The following is a 20,977-nucleotide window of genomic DNA, read 5'->3' on the forward strand; positions in this document are numbered from 1 at the left end:
CTTATTCCTCCTTTGTATCCCAGATCCGTTTTAAAAACAGAATTAAAATGAAGATAATTACGGAATTTACCACGGCCGCAGCGGCCATCTTGTCCACGGATAAATCCCGGTACCAGTTATTAAATAAATGCTGCAGCAGATACATGCTTTCATGGGGATAGTCCCCTGCCACCAGATAGGCTTCCCGGAATACTTTAAAAGCATTTAAAACGGACAGCACTACAATGGTAAACACCGAAGGCAGCAGATTAGGTACTGTTATTTTCCAGAAGCACTGCCAGCTGCCGGCTCCGTCAACCTTAGCCGCCTCATACAGGGTTTCAGGAATTGAAGCCAGTCCGGCAGTCCACAAAACCACATCATAACCTAAGTTTCTCCAGATATAGCTGATAACCAGAACCCAGAAAGCAGCTTTCGTATTCATCCAGTTTACCTGGGAGATTCCCAGCAGATGCAGCATACCATTTATCAGTCCCTGGGACTGAAAGAAAATTTTCCACAGCAGTACCACCGATGCAACCGGTATGGCCATCGGAAGCAAAAAGATGCTTTTTATCCCTTGTCCCCGGGTTCCTTTCCGGTGTAAAAGCAGCGCCAGAAAGAGAGATAACAGAAGGAGCAGAGGGATACACAGCCCCAGAAAGCGCAGGGTATTGAATGCCGCAAGCCGGAATGCCGTATTGTGAAATATATCTGCATAATTCTTCAGTCCGATAAATTTTCCGCTGAATGTTTCTGTAAAAGAGCGCCGTACTACATCCAGAAAAGGAAGCAGTACAAAAATAAAGACCCCCAGAAAACTTGGAAGTATAAAGAGAATTCCCGGCGCCTGTTTTCGCATATTCATATTCCTGTTATCCTCCTCTTTTGCTTTTCAGCATAGCACGGGAACCTCTAAATTTTCTCTAAGTATTCCCTCGTTCTTTTAGAGGTTTTTTAGAGATAGACAGGATATGCTATAATAGATATTATTTTGAGGAGCGAACAGACAATGAAAATATTAATTATTGAAGATGACGTGAATTTATGTGCTTCTTTAAAGTTTCAGCTGGAAGCGGAAGACTTTTCAGTGGAAGTGTGCCATGACGGAGAAGAAGGGCTGTATCTGGCATCCCAGCAGCTTTGCGATCTGATTTTACTGGATCGGATGCTGCCCCATATGGATGGGATGACCGTTCTGGAAAAACTCAGAAAGTCCGGGAATGCCATTCCGGTCATTCTTCTGACGGCCCTTGGAGAACTTCAGGACAGGGTACAGGGTCTGGACTGCGGAGCCGATGATTATATTGTTAAGCCCTTTGCCTTTGAAGAGCTGTTGGCAAGAATCCGCTGTATTTTCCGCCGTCCCCCTTCTATTACCACAAGCAGGATACTGCGCCTTGGAAACGTAGCTTACGATCCCCTTCAGAAAAAACTGCAGGGTCCTAAAAAGCAATGCACTCTCTCTAAGCGAGAAGGGGCTCTGCTGGAATTCTTTCTTCACAATCCCGGTCAGACCCTCCCCCGCTCCACTCTTCTTTTAAGAGTGTGGGGTCCTGATACCGACGTGGAAGACGGAAACCTGGATAATTATATTCATTTTTTAAGAAAGCGGCTGCTTTACACGGAGAGCACCCTCTCCCTGAAAACCGTCCGCGGGGTAGGATATGTACTGGAAGTTTATCAGAATTAAAAAGGGGCAATGATCCGGAAAAGATCATTGCCTCTTTTTCTTCTGCGGCAGATTACTCTGCCAGGTATAAGTTCACTTTCTGCAGAACTGCCTTCGCGCCTTCTTCCGGCGTCTGTTTTCCTTCTGCACATTTTTGCGCCTCATCCGATACTGCTTCAGTAATTACCGGATCCAGTTCTGACGGCTGTTTCAGAGACTCTCCCAGTTCCTGAATCTTACGGATGTCATCCTGAGACAGATTGTTTACATCTAAGTAAATGTTCATGCTTCCATCTGAGCTGCTGGTTCCGATAGTTAAGCCTTCCTCTCCTTCCGGCTGCCAGTAGGCGGTATCTTCATAGACTTCCCTGTTCACCGGAAGTCCTCCTCCCTGGCTGATCCTCTGGGCTTCGTCAGAAAACAGATATTTTACAAAGCTTACGCAGGCGTCCTTTTCCTTTGATTTGCTGTTTACGGCTGTGAGCATACAGGGAACAAAGGAATCCTGAGTCTGCCCCTTCCACTGTCCGTATGCCTGCCCTTCTTTTTGATCGATCGCAGATACCAGTTCCCGGAATACATCTGCAGAATATAAGGTTCCCATATTAAAGAGGGTCTCTCCTCCATAAACCAGAAGAATGTCTCCGCCGATTCCCATCAGATACCGATCCATCGACCCGCCGAATCCGGAAACCTCCTGCTCCTCTTCTTCCATCACCTGGTAAATCCGGGTAATCTGGGTAAGAAATTCTGTAATGGCTTCTTCTTTCACAGTCCCGTCCTCTTTCTTCCAGGCAGGTTCACATACATCTGCCATTTTATCCACCAGTGTCTCCATAGGCAGATAGCCGATAACTTTCTGACCGGGGCTTTCGCTTTTCAGTTTTTCCAGTAAATCTGCCAGACTTTTCAGATCGGCAGCCGCCTTTACATCTTCTTCTGCTCCCTGTACCAGCCCAATTCCAAACCGGGCCGGCATGGTATAAATACTTCCATCCTCCCGGGTGTAAGCATCTTTGATATTCGGCAGCAATCCTTCCGATTCATCCACTTCTTTCATAATATCTCCCAGATCCTCTAACATCCCTTTACTAATATAGGATTCGCTGGAAATCCCGTCCATAAAGAGAATATCCGGTCCCTTTTCTGCCATAATTTCTGTATTTAAATTCTTCAGAGCATCTGTCACTGTAACGGAAGAATTTTCCTCAATTCCCACCTCTAACTCTACATAAATATCCGGGTGTGCTTTCTGGAAAAGGGCGATAACCTGCTGAATTTCCGGATTTTCATAAAGAGCGTAGGCTTTTAACTGGGTTTCCGGAACTGAAGGGGTATCTTCCGACCACACATATTTTAACAGTTTACCCGTTCCGCTGCTTTCATCTCCCACTCCCAGGTAAAATTCCCCATCCGGGGTTCTGTCCATACACAAAAACGTAACGGACGGTGAACTGATGGAATTCAGTTTTCCATCCACAATCTGCTCCATCATATTTCCGCCCATGCTATGATAATAAATTCCGCCGTCATCCAGGTAGAAAATTTCTTCTTCCTGTTCTCCGGGAAGCATCAGAGTCGGCTTTCCGGTGAAACTGGTCATCTGATAATTGCTTTCCTTTTCTCTGATTTTATTTTTTAATGTCTCATCTGACGTTTCCGGTTTTCCGGTCTCCCAGTTATAAAACAGCACGTCCTCCGCTGTAGTAATAATCAAAGTCCTGCCCGCAACGGCGAATGTAACAGCCTTCAGAGACTCAAAAGTCTGCAGAACCTCTTCTTTTTGTAAATCCCACAGATACAGACTCTCTATATCGCTTAATATAATTTTTCCTTCGTCTGCAAACTGCGCTCCGGTCAATTGTCCCTGGGTATCTTCTGCAATTCCCATTTTACTTAAATCTATTTCCCTGATGTTCCCTCCCGGATCCTTATAATAATTTTTCATCAGGACTTCACCGTTTCCCTGAGCATCCACCTTGGAATAGTCCATCACCTGTGCGTAGAATTCTCCCCTGGATGATATTTTTAACATGGATACCGTCATGTTTTCCGTCAACGAAAAAGCATCGCTTAATTCCTCCTCTTTTTCCCAGCTTTCTCCCCCGTCTGCGGAACGAAACAGCGCCATCTGGTAACTGCTGTCTGAGAAACAGGCCAGCAGACTGCCGTCTTCCTGGACCGCCATAGTCACAAAATCAGTATATCCCTCCGGCATGGCTGTTTCTTCCTCTAAATACCGGCCCATAACCGTCTGACTGTCCTGATTTTTGCTTTCTTCTTCCTTTTTACATCCATTGAAGCAGGATGCAATCAGAAATACACACAGAAACACTGCTGTGATTTTACTTCCTCTGCCTTTTTTCAGCAATTTGTAGTCCTCCTTTTATATCAGTTTCGATAAAAAAGACCTTATCACGGTTTTCTCTAATTTGCCTCTAAAATTTCCAGAGATTTTTTAGAGATTTTTTAGAGAAATCAATGTTATAATAAAGCGATATTACATTTACAGAGGTATTCTTATGTTTCATAAATTACATATACGGTTCACATTCTTTTTTGCTTCTATTGCAAGTCTGATTCTTATATTTATGAGTATCATCTGTCTGCTGATTTCCGAAAAGGGCATGAAGCAGAATCACTACATCGCCTTTTTGAATAATATGAATGCGGCTATTACACACATCGAAAGTCAGAATGTCCTTACTTACCAGTGGTTTCTGGAAACAGAACAAAACGCCCGCCTTTTCATACGGATTAAAGACAATAACCGGGAGCTCTTTTACCAGAGACAAAATACTTCTCTGCAGGACCTCTTTGAAAAAACAGCGCAGACAGCCAGGGATACTTACGGTCTGGATATTGACAGTGAAGGAACTTCTTCGATTATGCAGAAAACCGACTTTCAAATCAAAGATGACGAAGGAACATCCTATTACGCATGTGCTGCCCGGATTCCCAAAGACCATGGTTTTTTAAGCGTTGTTGCCCTGGAACCCATGACCGGCTTAAAGCAGCAAATCCTCGTTCAGAGAATCGGATTTGTGGGCGCTGATCTTCTGGGGATTTTTCTGCTGACTGTTTTTTCCTGGTTCTTTACCAAAAAGCTGCTTTCTCCCATTGAGAAAAACCGGAGGCAGCAGGCGGCATTCATTTCCTCCGCTTCCCATGAGCTGCGCTCTCCTCTGACAGTTATCCTCTCGGATCTTTCTGCGCTGAAAAAGGCGGATAATAAGGAAAAACAGCAGGCCTTTCTCTCTTCCATAGAACAGGAAGGGCTCAGGATGTCCCGGCTGATTGAGGACATGCTGGCGCTGGCCAATGCCGACAGCCATTCCTGGAGCATCCACCTGGAAGAAACGGAAGTAGACACTCTTCTTTTAGACACTTACGAAAAGTATGAACCTTTAATGAGGGAAAAGAAACTTCATTTTTCCATCCGTCTGCCCGACGAGATTCTACCGCCCTGCAGTATGGATTCTGTACGGATTCTGCAGGTTTTATCCATTCTTCTGGATAATGCCCTCTCCTATGTGCCTGCAGGCGGTCATGTGCAGATAGGCCTTATTTATCAGGCTCCTGCTTATCTTATTTCCGTCTCTGACGATGGACCCGGCATTTCTGCCGAACACAGGGAACACGTCTTCCGGCGTTTTTACCGGGGAGATTCCTCCCGCCATGAAAAATCTCATTTCGGTCTGGGACTTAGTATTGCCAGTGAGATTATGAAACTTCACAAAGGTGAAATTACACTTACTGACTCTCCCGAAGGCGGCGCCTGTTTCCTGCTGAAATTAAACTCCCGTTATGAATAAAAAAACGCTGCTGTTTTCCAAAGGGAAAACTATGCAGCGTTTCCTTTTACCTAAGTTTCTTTATTCGCTTCGCAGTGCGTCTATGGGGTTTAGGTTTGCTGCTTTAATGGAAGGAAGCAGTCCGAAGACAATTCCGATCCCCATAGAAAATAACACTGCCGCCACAATAGCCGGAATGCTGATGGCCGTGGGTGTCTCCGAAACCCGGGATACGATCTGGGATAATACGATTCCGGATACCACGCCCAGGATACCGCCAATGCTGGTTAATACTGCCGCCTCAGTAAGAAATTGAATCAGAATCGATTTCTTTCTGGCTCCAATCGCTTTTTTCAGACCGATTTCACTGGTTCTTTCTGTTACAGATACCAGCATAATGTTCATTACTCCAATACCTCCAACTAACAGAGAGATGCTTGCAATCCAGATTAACTGGCGGCTGGTACTTTCACTGAGCTCCTGAAGGTTTTTGGCTTTCTCCAGAATGTCTTCTGCCTTGTATTTCATCTTGGAATCCGAATCCGTAATCGCTTCGTTTAAAATATCGGCCGTCTGTTTGCCCACCGTGCTCATAGCCTCTGTGGATGATGCTTTAACGGCCGCATTTTGCGGCTCGTCATATTTATAGACGATCGGCCAGTCTGCACTTGGTATTAACACCTTTCCCGTAGACTGCTGAAAATATGTATAATAATCATCAATGGTGTTAATCGTCGGCACGAATGTTTCCGTCTGAGTAATAACCCCAACAACCACAAAGGGTTCTCCTTTTATTTCAATGGTCTTCCCCACAGGGCTGGCTTTTTTAAATAAAGTTTCGCCGGCGCTTTCATCCAGAATGGCCACCTTCCTGTATTCTTCATAGTCCTTGTCTACAAAGGCCCGTCCCTCTTTCATCTGATAACCGCAGGTATCCAGATAATTCTCGTCAATCCCGTATACCTGACCGCCGTCCAGACCGGCTTCTCCGTAGTAAATACTTTCCGCATAGGTTCTGCTGTAATAAAACGAGGCGTTTTCCACCTGTTCCATTTCTCTTATTTCTTCTTTTTGTTGGGTGGTCAGAATCGGTGCCTGAGACTGGCTGCCTGAATACTCTGCGTCATAGGCCGAGTCTCCGTCGTACAGGCTGACGGTAATCGTGTTATTTCCGGCTCCGATCAGGTTCTCTTTAATCTGTTCGCTGGTTCCTTTAATGGTAGAAACGATGGAGATAATGGAAGCGATTCCTATAATGATTCCCAGCATGGTCAGAAAGGAGCGCATTTTATGGGACCAAATCCCCTGAAAAGAAAGCCTAATATTTTCTAACATGTTTTTCCCTCCTAGTAAATTCCATACAGATCATCAATACTTCCTTCTTTCGTCTTTGCCCCCTCTTTTACACCTTTTCCATAAGGAAATGCCAGCTTATCTTCCAATGTCAAATCTCCGCTGACCGATACGCTGTAGCCCCCGTCCTGACTGGTCCCCACCGTCACCGGCACTTTCTTCAGGACTCCGTCTGCGTCTTTATAAACATAATCCTGTCCGTCTTCTGTTATCACAAACGCTTTAGCGATTTGAATGCTGCCGTCTGCGTTTTCCATAGCAGCGTCCACCGTCAGATTTACATATTCCTGTACTTTTAACTGCACGCTGGTATCCGGAATTTCCGCCAGGAAGGAATAATAGGATACATTGGTATTTCCCGTATTATAGTATGACTGAGATGCCACCGGATAGTCGGATACTTCATCAATCACTGCGGCAAAAACGTTTCCGCTTTCATATGCAATTCCGCTTATGGTCTGTCCCGGCTGCAGCAGATCCCGCTGCAGCTCGCTGACGGTTCCCTGCACGTAATAGCCTTCGTCACTGTCAATGGTAATGAATCCGTTTCCGGAATAACTTCCGGTATCCGGATCGCCCACGTTTTTTACTGTGCCGTCAATGGTGCTGGTAATTGTTTTTTTCGCCACTTCTTTTTCCAGTTTGGAAATCTTAATTTCACTTTCCTTTATATCCAGCTTTAGTCCGTCTATGGTGGTCTGCTGCTGCTCGATGGCTTCTTCCCTGGAGACGGAGGAACCTGTATCCGTCTCTTCCTGCGGTTCTTCCTCATCTACATAACCATCTTCTGAGTCTATATCGGGATCCACGGTTAATGTATCGTCCTCTTGTGAATCTTCCTCCTCGTCTTCCTGCTTCTCAAACTGCATCCCTTCAATGGAGAAACGGTTTACTTTTTCCGGATCCTGCAGTGGGAAAGAACTGCCTTTAAATGTTTCTGACAAAAGCATATCTTCTTCTTCTCCCACCTGATCCCGGTCAAAAAATCCGAGACAGAACCAGTATCCTCCCTGGTTTTCCACGGTCTGCCCCTGGGCGTCAAATCCTGCCATTTTATTGAAAAAAGATCCTTTTATAATCACTTCTTTTTCTTTCCGGCTGCATAAAAACACAAAGGGATCTTCTCTGGTCCCTTCTCCCGAATAAGGCTGACTGTCATAATCCAGAGCAGAGTAAAAAACTATATCTTCCGGAATTTCTTCTATCTGGGAAGAATCCTCATCTTCTGGTTCCAAAGCCGTTTCCTCTTCGCCGATACTTTCCCCGTCTTCCTCCACCAGATTCTGTCCGGAAAGGAAGATCATACTCCTTTTGGTTCCCTGATAGCTCATAGAGACTGCCCTCTGAGCTTTTGTTCTCTGAGCCGTCGCAGACATTTCTCCGTCTGTCTTCTCCTCCTGATCGGTTCCGGAAGACGTATTTTCCGTGGGATCCGGCGTAATCTGAATATTGGTCTCCTCCTCAATGGATCCTCCGTTTTTCAGGCTTTCCAGTCTGTCTTCTGCTTTTTTCAACTGCAGCTCCTGACTTTCTTTGGTCAGTTTTGCAATGTCCAGTTCCAGCTCTTTTAAGGTCATATCCAAAGTCAGAAGCTTGTCTCCCTTTTTCACCCGATCGCCTTTTTTTACATAAACTTCCTGTATAATTGCCTCATCATCCAGTTTTACGTTCTGGGATACACTGGTGGTAATTGTTCCGCTCAGGGAAGATGTGGCCTGATAACTTTCCGAATAGATACTCTCAACAGGCACCACCAGAATTTCCTGTACATTTGCCTTTTTTGCAAATATAAGCGCTCCTGCGCTTCCTGCGCAGATAAGTACTGCCGCAATCCCCCCTGCCAGAATTTTCTTTCCTTTTGTCATACACGGCTCACCTCTTTCTCACTTAGCCGTCCGTCCCGGATTGTCACGGTTCTTTTTGCAAAGGACGCAATTTCCGGATCGTGGGTAATCATCAGCACGGAAACTCCTTCTTCGTTTAATTTCTGAAACAGTTCCATTACCTGATGTCCGGATTTCGTATCCAAAGCCCCTGTAGGTTCGTCTGCCAGAAGCAGCTTCGGATTATTGACCATAGCTCTGGCAATCGCTACTCTCTGCATCTGTCCTCCGGAGAGCTGATTGGGTCTGAAATCCACACGCTCCGCAAGCCCTACCCGCTCTAAGGCACGAAACGCCCTCTCCCGTCTCTCTCTTCTGGGAATTTTCGCATAGTTTAAAGGCATTTCCACATTCTGAAGCGCGGTCTGCCGGGGAAGCAGATGAAAGCTCTGAAATACAAAGCCTATCTTCTTTAAACGAATGTCTGACATTTCATTTTCTGTACATTTGGAAATATCCTGACCGTCCAGGAAGAATTCGCCCCGGGTGGGTTTATCCAGACAGCCGATAAGATTCATCAGCGTAGTTTTCCCTGAGCCGGAAGGCCCCATAACTGCCACATATTCTCCCTCTTCCATGGAAAAGTTCACATTCTGAAGAGCCGGAACGGTTATCTTTCCCTGATTGTATTCTTTACAGATTCCATTTAATTCCAATATCACGGCGACACCTCCACATTACTGTCCGGAGCCTCCATATCCTGCATCTGGGGATCCACAATCACATCCTGTGGAATATCCTCCAGCATCTCGTCATCCATAATCACAGAGCCGCCGGAAGAGTCACTGACATCTCCCCCGCCGGTACTGCTGTTCCTGCTGTCAGGTGAACCCATTTCCTCATCCACAACTGCATCCTGTGTTTCATCAGTTTCTCCCTCTGCAGGATCCGGAGCAACCGTTTCTTCCTGAGTCTCGTCCTGAATCTCTTCTGAGACGGTTCCTGCATCTTCCTGTGGATCTTCTTCCGGAATCACTTCCTTATCACTTTTTGTAACTTCCATTCCCTCTTTCAGATCCTGTGTGGGAAAGGCAATCCAGTCTTTCTTATCCAGCCCTTCCTGTACCTGATATTTGCCTAATTGTTCATCATATTCTCCTACGGCAATCTCTCTTTTCTCCAGGCTGCCATCTTCAGCGGCCGCCCAGACATAGGGCTCTTCCTGAGGATTTACAATATAATATTCATCCAGCCATACGCCTTCTCTGGCTGCAGTCTGGCCATTGTCCATCTCAATATAAACATGCTGTCCCAGCATCAGCCCTTCGGAATTTTTCAGTTCTACATAGAAGGGATAGCTGGTAGAAGTCTGCTGTGCCTCTGAGGAAGAAGCATCAAACCCTGCATAAGCAGCAGACCCGGAGCCATCCTGGGTGCTTTCCATATCTACCGTCCCCATGGTTCCGTTCCAGATCTGGCTTTCATCTACTCTGGAACGAATCAGCACCGGTTCTCCCTGTACAATGGAGCGGATATTCTGCTCATTTACCATTCCTTTTACCTGGTAGGCGCCAGTACTTAGTATGGTCATAAAAGCGCCTCCGGAGCTGCTTCCCGATGCCGTGTCGTCTACCACAGGTTCTCCGTCCACAGCCACTGCGGTATTATCGGAGAGTTTACTGCTGTCAATACTTTTTACCACGCCGTCAATTTCACTGGTTACTGTGGTATTTACCGCTGCTTTTTCCAGTTTCTCGATTTCTGCTTTCTTACTCTTCTGATCATATTCATTTTTCTTCAGGTTCATCTTTGCTGTCTGAATCTGAATGGTATAGGAAAGCTGCTGCTCCTCTGAAGCCTCTTCTTTTTCTTTTTCATAGGTATTCATCTGCTCCTGCAGACTTAAAGCTTCATTTTCCAGTCTTTCCAGGGCCAGTTTTGCCTCATCCAAAGAATCCTGGCTGGTACTGGCGTCATATTCAAAAAGTACGTCTCCGGCCTTGACTTCCTGGCCTTCTTTTACCTTAACTTCTTTCACTGTCCGGTTGCTTTCCAGTTTTATCTCTACCGTTTTCTGGGGCTCTACAACACCTGCAAAACGGTTGGATGTGCCTGACAGATCTTCCCCCATTAACGTGCTTATCTGTGTCACATAGACAGTTTCTTCCTGGGAGTCTCCTCTTCCTCTCAAAAAGAACCACCCCAGGCCTGCCAGCAGACAAACGCCTGCCACAATCCCCCCTGCGATTGCATTACGTTTTTTCATACTGCCCTCCTGTATGTAAAAATACATCTATAAGTTCTTATTCTGTATATCATATCAGATTTTCCCCGAAAAAGGAACCCTGTCCATTTGTAGGTTTTTCCTTTCTATTTTTACATAAAAACTACAATTTTCGACAAAAAATAGGGCTCATCTCCCACTTTATTAGGAATTTTTGACATTTGTAATCTTATCTGATAAAATAAGTGCAAGATTGCGGAAAGGAAGAACAGTATGCAGATCGTAAAACATATGCTGCCGGTTATGCTGGCTTTCACTCTTTTACTTGCCGGATGCAGCAGCCCGGAAGAAAAAGCAATTAAAGAAGTTATTATAAACGAATTGGATCTTCTGAAAGATTTGGATTCCGGCGCATTTGAGGAATATATCTCTTATGAGGAACTGTTTTCTCAATCCGGAGAGGACGCTGCACTTTCCTCGGAAATGAAAGATGTGTTTGATCTATTTTTCAAAGATTTTAATTACAAAATTATGGAGGTAACGGTAGATAAAAAGGCGCGTACTGCTGACGCGGTTATCCGGCTTACCACCATTGACGCCCGTTCCCTTGCTGCGGACTTTGCAAAAGTTTATTTAAAAGAAGAGATGATGAGTACCGCCCACGGTGAAGATACGGATTCCGTTTCTTCTCTGGATAACCGTTATCAGTTACTGCGTGATCTTTTAACGTCCAATTCTTATGAGAAGGTGGAAACTACCTGTTCCATGCATCTGAGCAAAACAGAAGATAAAACCTGGATCATCCGGAAGGATTCTGCCCTGGAAAATAATCTGGTGGGGAATCTGATCAGCTGCCTGGCCGATCCTGATATTTTAAGCCCGAAGGACACAGTCACCGTTTATTTCGATACCATTAAAGGAATGTCTGAAGAGGAAATGAGCCGTTATTTTAAAATGCAGAACCTGCTGAATACGGAAGATACGCAGAAAAACCAGATTGCCTCTGCTTTAGTGAAACAACTGCACAAACATTTCGATTATAAAATAAAGGATGTTTCCGATGATGGTTATCAGGCTTCTGTCACCGTTGAAATTACCACTTTTGACAGCGATTCTATCATGGACAGCTATAACCGGCAGTTTGAGGAATACCTGGCCACAGCAGACGCAGTTATTGACGGGGAAGAGGGCCGGCTGGATAAATCTCACCAGCTGCTGCTGACCTGCATCGAAGAGAATACCGCCTCCAGCACCTCAACGATTACGATCCCTATGAACAATGACGGCGTTTCCTGGAAAATGGAAATGGGCAAAAATTTAGAAGAAGCTTTATTCGGAAAATTATCTTCTTCCGCTGCTTCTGCAGAAACGGATTCGGAAGAAGAATCAGAAGAATAAAAGAGAAAGCGGCCGCTCTCAGAAATTGTGAGATTTGGCCGCTTTTCTATGTCCTTTTTTAGTTTTCCTGTTTCGGTTTTATCTGAAGTCCCAGTTCTTCCAGCTGTGCTTCACTTACAGGTCCTGGTGTTTCTGTCATCAGACAGGAGGCGTCTTTTACTTTCGGGAAAGCAATCACTTCACGGATACTGTCCGCCTTTGCCATAAGCATTACCAGACGATCCAGTCCATAGGCCAGTCCTGCATGAGGCGGAACTCCGTATTTAAATGCATTCAGCAGGAATCCGAACTGTTCATAGGCAGCTTCTTTTGTAAAGCCAAGAGCCTCAAACATTTTCTCCTGAATGTCATTCTGATGGATTCTCACACTTCCTCCGCCAATCTCGTTTCCATTTAAAACGATGTCATAGGCTTTGGCACGGACTTTTCCCGGCTCTGTATCCAGAAGCGGTAAGTCTTCTTCCATCAGCATAGTAAACGGATGGTGCATGGCCGTATATCTGTTCTCTTCTTCGCTCCACTCTAATAGAGGGAATTCTGTTATCCAGACAAACTTAAATTCATCTTTATCAAACAGTTCCAGCTGTTTAGCCAGTTCCACACGCAGAGCGCCCAGTACATCATAAACCACTTTGTTTTTATCTGCCGCAAATAAAAGGAGATCTCCCGGCTTTCCATCCATTCCCTGAATCAGAGACTGCATTTCTTCTTCGCTCATAAATTTGGCAAAAGAGGACTTCACCTTTCCGTCTTCGGACAGAGCAATATAAGCAAGACCTTTGGCGCCGTATCCTTTGGCAAATTCCACTAATTTATCGATTTTCTTTCGGGGCATGCTTCCCTGTCCGGAAACATTAATTCCCCTTACACTTCCTCCGTTTTCCAAAGCCGTGGTGAAGACGCCGAAGCCGCAGTCTTTCACAAGATCGCTGACGTTTTTCAGTTCCATGCCAAACCGAAGATCCGGCTTGTCTGAACCAAAGCGATCCATGGCTTCCTGCCAGCTCATTCTCTGGATAGGAAGGGGCACTTCAATGTCCATAACTTCTTTAAATAAGAAGGCCAGATACCTTTCATTTACATCAATAACATCATCCACGTCAACAAATGACAGCTCCATGTCGATCTGGGTAAATTCCGGCTGGCGGTCTGCCCTTAAATCCTCGTCACGGAAACATTTGGCGATCTGGATATAACGATCGTATCCGGAGCACATCAGTAACTGCTTTAAAATCTGAGGAGACTGGGGCAGTCCGTAGAATTCTCCGGGATGTACACGGCTGGGTACCAGATAATCTCTTGCTCCCTCCGGTGTACTCTTGGTAAGGATCGGTGTTTCAATCTCCAGAAATCCCTCTTTCTCAAAGAACTGACGGGTCAGCATCGCTACCTTGCTTCGAAGCATTAAGTTTCTCTGCAGATCCGGTCTTCTCAAATCCAGGTACCGGTATTTTAAACGTACTTCATCTTTAGTTTTGGAATTTTCCTCAATGGGGAAAGGAGGAACATCCGCCTCAGATAAAATTCTCAGAGACTCTGCACGGATTTCGATTTCCCCTGTTGCCAGATTTTTATTCACGGCTCCCTGTCTTTTCTCCACAGTTCCGGTGACTGCAATGACAAATTCACTTCTCAGTTTCCCGGCCTTTTCAAATCCTTCCGGATCAATGGTTCCGTTTTCAAAAATCAACTGAATGATACCGGAACGGTCCCTTAAATCCACGAACACAATTCCGCCTTTATTTCTCGCTTTCTGTACCCAGCCCATCAGTGTCACCCGGGCGCCGGCCATCTCTGTTGTTACTTCTGCACACCGGTGTGAGCGGTGCAGTCCCTGCATACTTTCAGCCATATCATTTTCCCTCTGCTTTCTCTGTTTATTCCATTCTGTCTTTAAAAAATTCCGTAATCTCTTCATAGCCCTCTTTCACAAGCTGTTCTTTCTGGAATTTTTTATTCTTTTTCATAATTGAAAGATTCACCTGAATCCCCTGTTTTCTCTCTTCTTCTGCCTGGTTCAGGATGGTGAGAAGTTTCTCTTTCGGCATGTTTTTCTCGATTAAATATGCCTTCTTTCCTGCCTGGGAAGGTACGGTGTAGCCTCTCTCCAGAAGCAGCATAACAATTCTCTCAAATCCGATGGAAAAACCGCAGGCGCAGGTGTCGTTGCCTGTGAATTTACCGATCATTTCATCGTAGCGTCCGCCTCCGCCGACGCTTCCTCCGAATTCATCCATAGAGATTTCAAAAATCGGACCTGTATAATAAGACATTCCCCGAACCAGCGTAGGATCAAATTCAATCTTAAAATCTGCCGTTTTGGCCGTGTTTACACATTCCATAATGGTGCATAAATCCTCGGCTGTATTTCCATCCAGGACTTCCTGTAAAATTTCTTTACAGGTTCTGACGCCTTCCACATCGTGGGTAATTTTCTGGAATAAATCCAGATATTTCTTAATGGATTCCTGGGCAAATCCTTCTTTTTCCAGTTCCTGAGCCACTCCGTCCATTCCGATTTTATCCATCTTGTCCAGAATAATAAAGACAGTATCAAAAGTCTCCGGTGCAAATCCGCTGTACTGGGCCATAGCCTTTAAAATTTTCCTGTCATTGACACGGATAGTAAAATCATGGAAATCCAGTTTTCCCAATAATGTAGTAGTCGCCAGAATCAGTTCGATCTCGGCCAGATAGGTAGGTTCTCCCAGAATATCTATATCACACTGCATAAACTGACGGAAACGGCCTCTCTGGGGACGATCCGCTCTCCATACATTGCCCATCTGCAGAGCTTTAAAGGGAACCGGAAGTTCATTGGCATGGTTGGCGTAATATCTGGAAAGAGGCACTGTTAAATCGTAACGAAGCCCTCCGTCTACCAGATCCATTTCTTCTCTGGCTGTTTCCAGCTTCAGCTTTTCTCCCCTTTTTAAAATTTTAAAAATCAGTTTCTCATTTTCGCCGCCCTGTTTGCTGCACAGATTCTCTATATGTTCCACACATGGCGTCTCAATGGATGAAAAGCCAAAGGTTCCATAGGTTTCCCGAATCATGTTCATCACATAATTACGGATTTCCATTTCCTTCGGTAAAATATCTTTCATGCCTGTTGTTGGTTTTTTCTTTAATGCCATAGTGACCTCCTTTATTTATGTACTGCTCTTTGAAAGGCTATAAATACTTTCATATCAAAGTTTTTCACTTCTTCTATCATTAATTCTATCGCTGTTTCTGTCTCAAATGCTTTTCGGTACGGCCGGTCGGAAGTCAATGCACAAAACACATCACATACCCGAAGGACTCTGGCACCGATGGGAATCTCTTCTCCTGCCAGATTCGTCGGATAACCGCTGCCGTCATAATTTTCATGATGATACAAAACACTGTCCAAAACAAACTGCGAATATCCCTGTTCCTTTAATTCCTCATATCCCAGGGTGGAATGCATACGGACATATTTTAATTCTTCAATTAAAAGGGGATCCTGTTCATCTCCGTTTATATAGCCGGTCAGCCTTAGCTTTCCTATATCGTGAAGCATTCCGGCGATAGCAAGCTGATAACATTCTTCCTGCGACAGCTTCAATTCCTGTCCCACATCATAGGCCAGATTACTGACACAGATCCCATGGTTCAGTTCCGTAGATAAATCAAACTCCAGAATCCGCATCCCTTGTCTGTCCCTTACTGCCATTGAATTCCTGCCTCCTTGCGCGCAATCATCTCATCAATGCGTTCCATGTAATTTTTTATATCTTTTACATTTTCCACCCGCTCAATCCTCTGCCCTCCGTCGTATACCAGTTTACTGGAACCGCCGGCTCCCAGAGCGATGATGGGCTGTTTTTCTTCCATAATTAGTATATTGTAAATTCCGGCTTTGTCAACTGCCGCGTACCCTACATTTTCAAAATTCCCCTTCATATTTTTCTGACGGTACAGATAATAGGGGCCCATGCCCATTTCATAGGCATATTCCATAGTCATATCCATGATTTCCTGGGTATTCTCAAAGGTCAGTTCCTGATACTGCTCCCGGAACATGTTTAAACGGGCAGCCCTCTTAACTGCCAGGGAATGAACCGTTAAGCTGTCCGGTCCCAGTAAGCGGATTTCATCCAGAGTATGTTTTACCATTTCTTTATCTTCTCCGGGCAGTCCCACAATCAAGTCCATGTTGATATTATCAAATCCACACTTTCTGGCTAACCAGTACGCCTCTTTCGTCTGTTCTACTGTATGCTTTCTTCCGATCAGATCCAGAGTACTCTGGTTCATAGTCTGAGGATTTACGGAAATCCGGGTAACCGGAAATTCTTTCAGCGCCTTTAACTTTTCCTCCGTGATACTGTCCGGTCTTCCGGCCTCCACCGTATATTCCCTGACCGTCTCTGTGGGGAAGTTCTCTTCGATGCAGGAGAGCAGCCGGCGAATCTGGCGGGGATTTAACGTGGTAGGTGTTCCCCCTCCAATATAAATGGTATCCAGAGTTTTTCTCTTTGTCATCTTCGAAACTTCTCTGATTTCTTTTGTCAGAGCGTCCAGATATTCGTCCACCCGCTTTTCCCATCTGCTTAAAGGATTAGAGCTGAACGAACAGTACAGGCAGATGCTGGGGCAGAAGGGAATTCCCACATAGAGACTGTAGCCGTTCTCATAATTAATCTCTTTTAAAATTTCTTTTTCCCGGTTGGCAATGGTAATGCTTAGAGCCGTTTTCTTCGGGCTGACCAGATAATGCTCCCTCATATGAGCTGCAATCTCTGTGTTTTTCATACCTTTTTCCAGCATTCCCATAACCAGCTTTGCAGGACGGATGCCCGTCAGAGTTCCCCAGGGCAGCTCTCTGTTTTCTTTCTCTTTCAGGATCTGATATAAAAGGGTTTTGATCTGATCTTTTCTCTGTTTTCTCTGTTCTCTTATATCCTGGCAAGAAATAAGGGCAATCTCTTCTCCATGATTGGATTGCCCTGCACTTTTTCGGTATCCGTCTTCTCCTGCCTCTTTCAGGCAGAGAGAAAATCCGGTATCCGACTGCATTACGTATAGAAGTAATGTTTCTCCTTCCGGGTTCTGATTTTCCTCCATACACCGTATTTCCGCCTGGGGATAAAACGCTTTTACCAGTGCATAAATATCATGTTCAAAATCCCGGTTATTTAATACAATTCCTATTTTACACAAAGGGATTATACCTCTTTTCGTATCCTATTGTAGTCATGGATTCATGTCCCGGATACACCTGGGTATCCTCAGGCAGGGACTCCAGCAGACGATGCAGACTCCGAATAATCTGAGACGTACTTCCCGTAGGAAGATCTGTTCTTCCCACAGAGCCGCAAAACAGGGTGTCCCCGCTGATTAAAATGTTTTCCTCTTTTAAATAATAGCAGCAGCTCCCCTGGGTGTGCCCCGGGGTATGAAGCATCTGGATAGAAAAACCGGCCGCTTCAAACACTTCCAGGTCCTCTAGCCAACGGTCAGCTTTCAGGGAAAGCCGGCCTCCCGGATGAAATCCGGTGAGATTCTTCATGGGATCTGCCAGAACCTCTTCCTCCTTCTGACAGGCATAGACGGTAACCTGATATTTTTCTTTCAGTGGGACAACTGCCTCAATGTGATCGTAATGGCCATGAGTCAGAAGAATTCCCACCGGTTTTCCTCCCATTTTCTGAATGACTGCTTCAATCTTATCCGGCTGGTCGGCAGGATCTGCGATGAGCAGTTCCTTTGTTTCTTTATTCATTAAAAAATAACAGTTTGTATATACCGGTCCCAGCACACATTGCTGCATTTCCAGTTTATTCATGCTCTCCTCCTTGTCAGCCTGTGGTTCGTTCCACATCTATTACACTTTCCACCTGCAGAATCTTCTCTACCAGACTCCGCAGCTCCTCTTTGCTTCCGATTTCAAAGCTCAGAGAAATGGTTCCTTTGTCCTGCTTGTTAGTTCTGCTGTTGATGGATTTCACATCGATCTTTCTCTCGGTGAAAATTTTGGAAATATCCACAAGCAGGCCGGTCCGGTTGTTCACAAAGACCTTGATCTCTGCTTCGTATTTTTCCTGTTCTTTTCCGGAACCCTGCTGCCATTCCGCTTCAATTAACCGACTTCGGTCCATTTCCGACATGCTCAGTACATTGACGCAGTCTGTACGGTGTATGGAGATGCCTCTTCCTCTTGTAATAAATCCTACAATTTCATCTCCCGGTATGGGGTTGCAGCATCTGGAGAAACGAACCGCCACATCGTGAATGCCTTTTACCACAATACCGCCTTTTTTCTTAACGATATGCAGCTTCTCTTTCTGATCGTTGGTGGCCTCCAGAACCTGCTCGTCTGTAATCTTCTTCTTGTTTTCTTTGTCATAAGCCTCCATCAGCTTATTTAAGACCTGGCCCTCTTTCAGGCCGCCGTGTCCGATTGCGGCCAGAACAGAATCCCAGTCCCGGAATCCGTATTTGTGCATGACAGATTCCATATATTTGGATTTTAAATACTGAGACAATTTAATGCCTTTTAGTTTTCCATACTGGTTCAGCATCTCCTTGCCTTTTAAAATATTGTCTTCTTTTAATTCTTTCTTAAACCACTGGTTAATCTTGTTTTTTGCCTGTGTGCTTTTTACCAGTTTCAGCCAGTCACGGCTGGGACCCTGAGAGTTCTGAGAGGTGATAATCTCAATTCTGTCTCCGTTTTTGATTTCGTACTCAATGGGAACCAGCTTCCCGTTTACTCTTGCTCCTACCATTTTATTGCCTACCGCGCTATGTACACTGTACGCAAAGTCGATGGGTGTCGAACCGTTTGGCAGGGTTTTTACATCTCCCTGAGGAGTAAAACAATACACGTTATCTGCAAATAAATCCAGGTCATTTTTCAGAAGGCTCATGAATTCCTTATTATCGGACATGTCCCTCTGCCATTCCAGAATCTGGCGCAGCCAGTTTAATTTTTCTTCTTCGCTCTTTCCTACAGACTTCTTGCCGTCTGAAGATTCCTTGTATTTCCAGTGCGCCGCAATACCGAATTCGGCCGTTTTATGCATTTCAAAAGTCCGAATCTGTATTTCAAAGGGCTGTCCTTTGGGACCAATCAGGGTTGTGTGAAGGGACTGATACATGTTCGGCTTCGGCATTGCGATGTAGTCTTTGAACCTTCCCGGGATAGGTTTATACATCTCATGGATGACGCCCAGGGCTGCGTAACAGTCTTTTACTGAGTCTACCAGTATCCTCACTGCAAACAAATCGTAAATCTGATCAATGGTTTTATCCTGATTGACCATTTTTTTATAGATACTGAAAAAGTGCTTTACACGGCCGTCTACCTGAGCCTTTATATTTGCGTCTTTCATATGACGCTGTACCTGAGCCACAATTTCATTGACGAACTGTTCTCTGACGCTTTTTCTCAGAGCCACTTTCTCTACCAGGTCATAATACACATCCGGTTTTAGGTATTTCAGAGCCAGGTCGTCCAGTTCCACTTTGATTTTGGAAATACCCAGACGCATGGCGATGGGTGCGTATATATCCATGGTTTCTCTTGCTTTTTCCTGCTGCTTTTCCGGCTTCATATACTGAAGAGTCCGCATATTATGGAGGCGGTCCGCCAGCTTAATCAAAATAACCCTTATATCCTTGGCCATTGCCAGAAACATCTTTCGCAGATTTTCCGCCTGTACCTCTATCTTATCTTTGGAATAAGACAACTGCCCCAGTTTCGTGACTCCGTCCACCAGAAGTGCAACTTCTGATCCGAATTCTTTTTCCACTTCTTCATATGTCATCCAGGTATCTTCCACGGCGTCGTGAAGAAGTCCTGCCACAATGGTTTCTTTATCCAGTTCCAGATCCGCCAGAATAATGGCCACACACAGGGGATGTATAATATAAGGCTCTCCGGACTTTCGTTTCTGACCTTCATGTGCTGTTTTCGCAGTGCGATAAGCTTTTTCAATCATGGTGAGGTCCGTAGACGGATGATACTTTTTCACGCAGTGTATCAATTCCTGATACAGTTCTTCCGGACTTGTAAATTCGTTCATTGCTTTCACACTGGCATCTGCCTTTTTTACAATTGCCAAATCTTTTTCATCAATTTCCAGATTTCTTTCTCTCTCATCCACTCTCATCACCACCTATCCGCTAATTTCCCTTATTTACCCTCATAGCAAATGACGGATTCCACATCGTATCCTTTTAATTTTTCCCGGCCTTTTAAGCCTGCAAGTTCCATTAAAAATACAACTTTTACCACTTCTCCGCCTAAATCTTCAATCATTTCAATGGCCGCTTTGATTGTGCCCCCGGTTGCAATCAGATCGTCCACAACGGCCACTTTCTGTCCGGGACGGATAGAATCTCTGTGCATCTCAACAGTTGCCTGGCCGTATTCCAGTTCATAGCTCTTTTCAATGGTTTCACAGGGAAGTTTGCCTTTCTTCCTGACTGGTACAAATGGTTTATGAAGATTATATGCGATGGGAACTCCGAAAATAAATCCCCTGGACTCTGTCCCTACAATAACATCTACGTCTTTTTCTTTTAAACATTCCTGCATAGAGTCAATTGCCAGCTTCAACCCGTCTGCATCCTGTAAAATACTGGTCACATCCCGGAAAATAACTCCCTCTTCCGGAAAATCCGGAATACTTCTCACATATTCTTCAATTTTTTTCATATTCTCATCCTCCATTTGTCCTTCCCAAATTTAAAGAGATTTGTC

General features: G+C 44.9%; 16 protein-coding genes. 3 read left to right on the forward strand and 13 right to left on the reverse strand.

The window, feature by feature from the left end; genetic code table 11:
- Position 1: 1 nt before the first annotated feature.
- Complete coding sequence (locus B5F53_RS15710) at positions 2–847, reverse strand: carbohydrate ABC transporter permease (protein WP_087225259.1); 846 nt, start codon at positions 845–847, stop codon at positions 2–4.
- 144 nt (positions 848–991) lie between these two features.
- Between B5F53_RS15710 and B5F53_RS15715 the strand changes: the two genes are divergently transcribed.
- Complete coding sequence (locus B5F53_RS15715; RefSeq protein ID WP_087225262.1) at positions 992–1,672, forward strand: response regulator transcription factor; 681 nt, start codon at positions 992–994, stop codon at positions 1,670–1,672.
- 52 nt (positions 1,673–1,724) lie between these two features.
- Here the strand turns inward: B5F53_RS15715 and B5F53_RS15720 are convergent, their stop codons facing one another.
- Positions 1,725–4,022: an ABC transporter substrate-binding protein gene (locus tag B5F53_RS15720; protein WP_087225266.1), complete on the reverse strand. Its 2,298-nt coding sequence runs from the start codon at positions 4,020–4,022 to the stop codon at positions 1,725–1,727.
- Between the two features lie 151 nt (positions 4,023–4,173).
- Here B5F53_RS15720 and B5F53_RS15725 point away from each other — a divergent pair, with 151 nt between their 5' ends.
- Positions 4,174–5,466 (forward strand): sensor histidine kinase, encoded by a 1,293-nt coding sequence (locus B5F53_RS15725; RefSeq protein WP_087225269.1) that lies wholly within the window; start codon positions 4,174–4,176, stop codon positions 5,464–5,466.
- Positions 5,467–5,526: 60 nt separating this feature from the next.
- On the opposite strand, the gene B5F53_RS15730 is transcribed toward B5F53_RS15725, so the two are convergent.
- From B5F53_RS15730 to B5F53_RS15745, 4 genes are read right to left on the reverse strand one after another with little or no spacing between them, the layout of a single operon-like run.
- A complete protein-coding gene (locus tag B5F53_RS15730; protein ID WP_087225272.1) occupies positions 5,527–6,780 on the reverse strand; it encodes an ABC transporter permease in 1,254 nt (417 codons plus the stop codon).
- 11 nt (positions 6,781–6,791) lie between these two features.
- Complete coding sequence (locus B5F53_RS15735; protein WP_087225275.1) at positions 6,792–8,663, reverse strand: biotin/lipoyl-binding protein; 1,872 nt, start codon at positions 8,661–8,663, stop codon at positions 6,792–6,794.
- Positions 8,660–9,343 carry an ABC transporter ATP-binding protein gene (locus B5F53_RS15740; protein WP_087225278.1) on the reverse strand — a complete coding sequence of 228 codons (684 nt, stop codon included), beginning with the start codon at positions 9,341–9,343 and terminating at the stop codon, positions 8,660–8,662. The genes B5F53_RS15735 and B5F53_RS15740 overlap by 4 nt, the downstream gene beginning before the upstream one ends.
- Positions 9,340–10,887, reverse strand: coding sequence for an efflux RND transporter periplasmic adaptor subunit (locus tag B5F53_RS15745; protein WP_087225281.1), 1,548 nt, complete (start codon positions 10,885–10,887; stop codon positions 9,340–9,342). The genes B5F53_RS15740 and B5F53_RS15745 overlap by 4 nt, the downstream gene beginning before the upstream one ends.
- A 231-nt stretch (positions 10,888–11,118) precedes the next feature.
- Here B5F53_RS15745 and B5F53_RS15750 point away from each other — a divergent pair, with 231 nt between their 5' ends.
- Entirely contained in the window at positions 11,119–12,243 is a 1,125-nt protein-coding gene (locus B5F53_RS15750; RefSeq protein ID WP_087225284.1) for a DUF5105 domain-containing protein, read from the forward strand.
- A gap of 58 nt (positions 12,244–12,301) precedes the next feature.
- Here B5F53_RS15750 and aspS read toward each other — a convergent pair whose 3' ends face one another.
- The 7 genes from aspS to B5F53_RS15785 are packed head-to-tail and all read right to left on the reverse strand — an operon-like array spanning position 12,302 to position 20,932.
- Positions 12,302–14,095, reverse strand: coding sequence for an aspartate--tRNA ligase (gene aspS, locus B5F53_RS15755; RefSeq protein ID WP_087225353.1), 1,794 nt, complete (start codon positions 14,093–14,095; stop codon positions 12,302–12,304).
- A 25-nt stretch (positions 14,096–14,120) separates the two neighbouring features.
- On the reverse strand, positions 14,121–15,380 hold the full coding sequence (hisS, locus tag B5F53_RS15760; protein WP_087225287.1) for a histidine--tRNA ligase: 1,260 nt from the start codon (positions 15,378–15,380) through the stop codon (positions 14,121–14,123).
- A gap of 11 nt (positions 15,381–15,391) precedes the next feature.
- Positions 15,392–15,940, reverse strand: a complete 549-nt coding sequence (locus tag B5F53_RS15765; protein ID WP_087225290.1) for an HD-GYP domain-containing protein — start codon at positions 15,938–15,940, stop codon at positions 15,392–15,394.
- Entirely contained in the window at positions 15,931–17,430 is a 1,500-nt protein-coding gene (gene hemZ / locus B5F53_RS15770) for a coproporphyrinogen dehydrogenase HemZ (RefSeq protein ID WP_242970348.1), read from the reverse strand. The genes B5F53_RS15765 and hemZ overlap by 10 nt, the downstream gene beginning before the upstream one ends.
- Entirely contained in the window at positions 17,423–18,055 is a 633-nt protein-coding gene (locus B5F53_RS15775) for an MBL fold metallo-hydrolase (RefSeq protein WP_087225293.1), read from the reverse strand. The genes hemZ and B5F53_RS15775 overlap by 8 nt, the downstream gene beginning before the upstream one ends.
- A 13-nt stretch (positions 18,056–18,068) precedes the next feature.
- Positions 18,069–20,378 (reverse strand): RelA/SpoT family protein, encoded by a 2,310-nt coding sequence (locus tag B5F53_RS15780; protein WP_242970349.1) that lies wholly within the window; start codon positions 20,376–20,378, stop codon positions 18,069–18,071.
- Positions 20,379–20,407: 29 nt separating this feature from the next.
- Complete coding sequence (locus tag B5F53_RS15785; RefSeq protein WP_087225359.1) at positions 20,408–20,932, reverse strand: adenine phosphoribosyltransferase; 525 nt, start codon at positions 20,930–20,932, stop codon at positions 20,408–20,410.
- Positions 20,933–20,977: the final 45 nt, after the last annotated feature.

This window comes from Blautia sp. An249 (assembly GCF_002159835.1).
GTDB lineage: Bacteria > Bacillota > Clostridia > Lachnospirales > Lachnospiraceae > Blautia_A > Blautia_A avistercoris.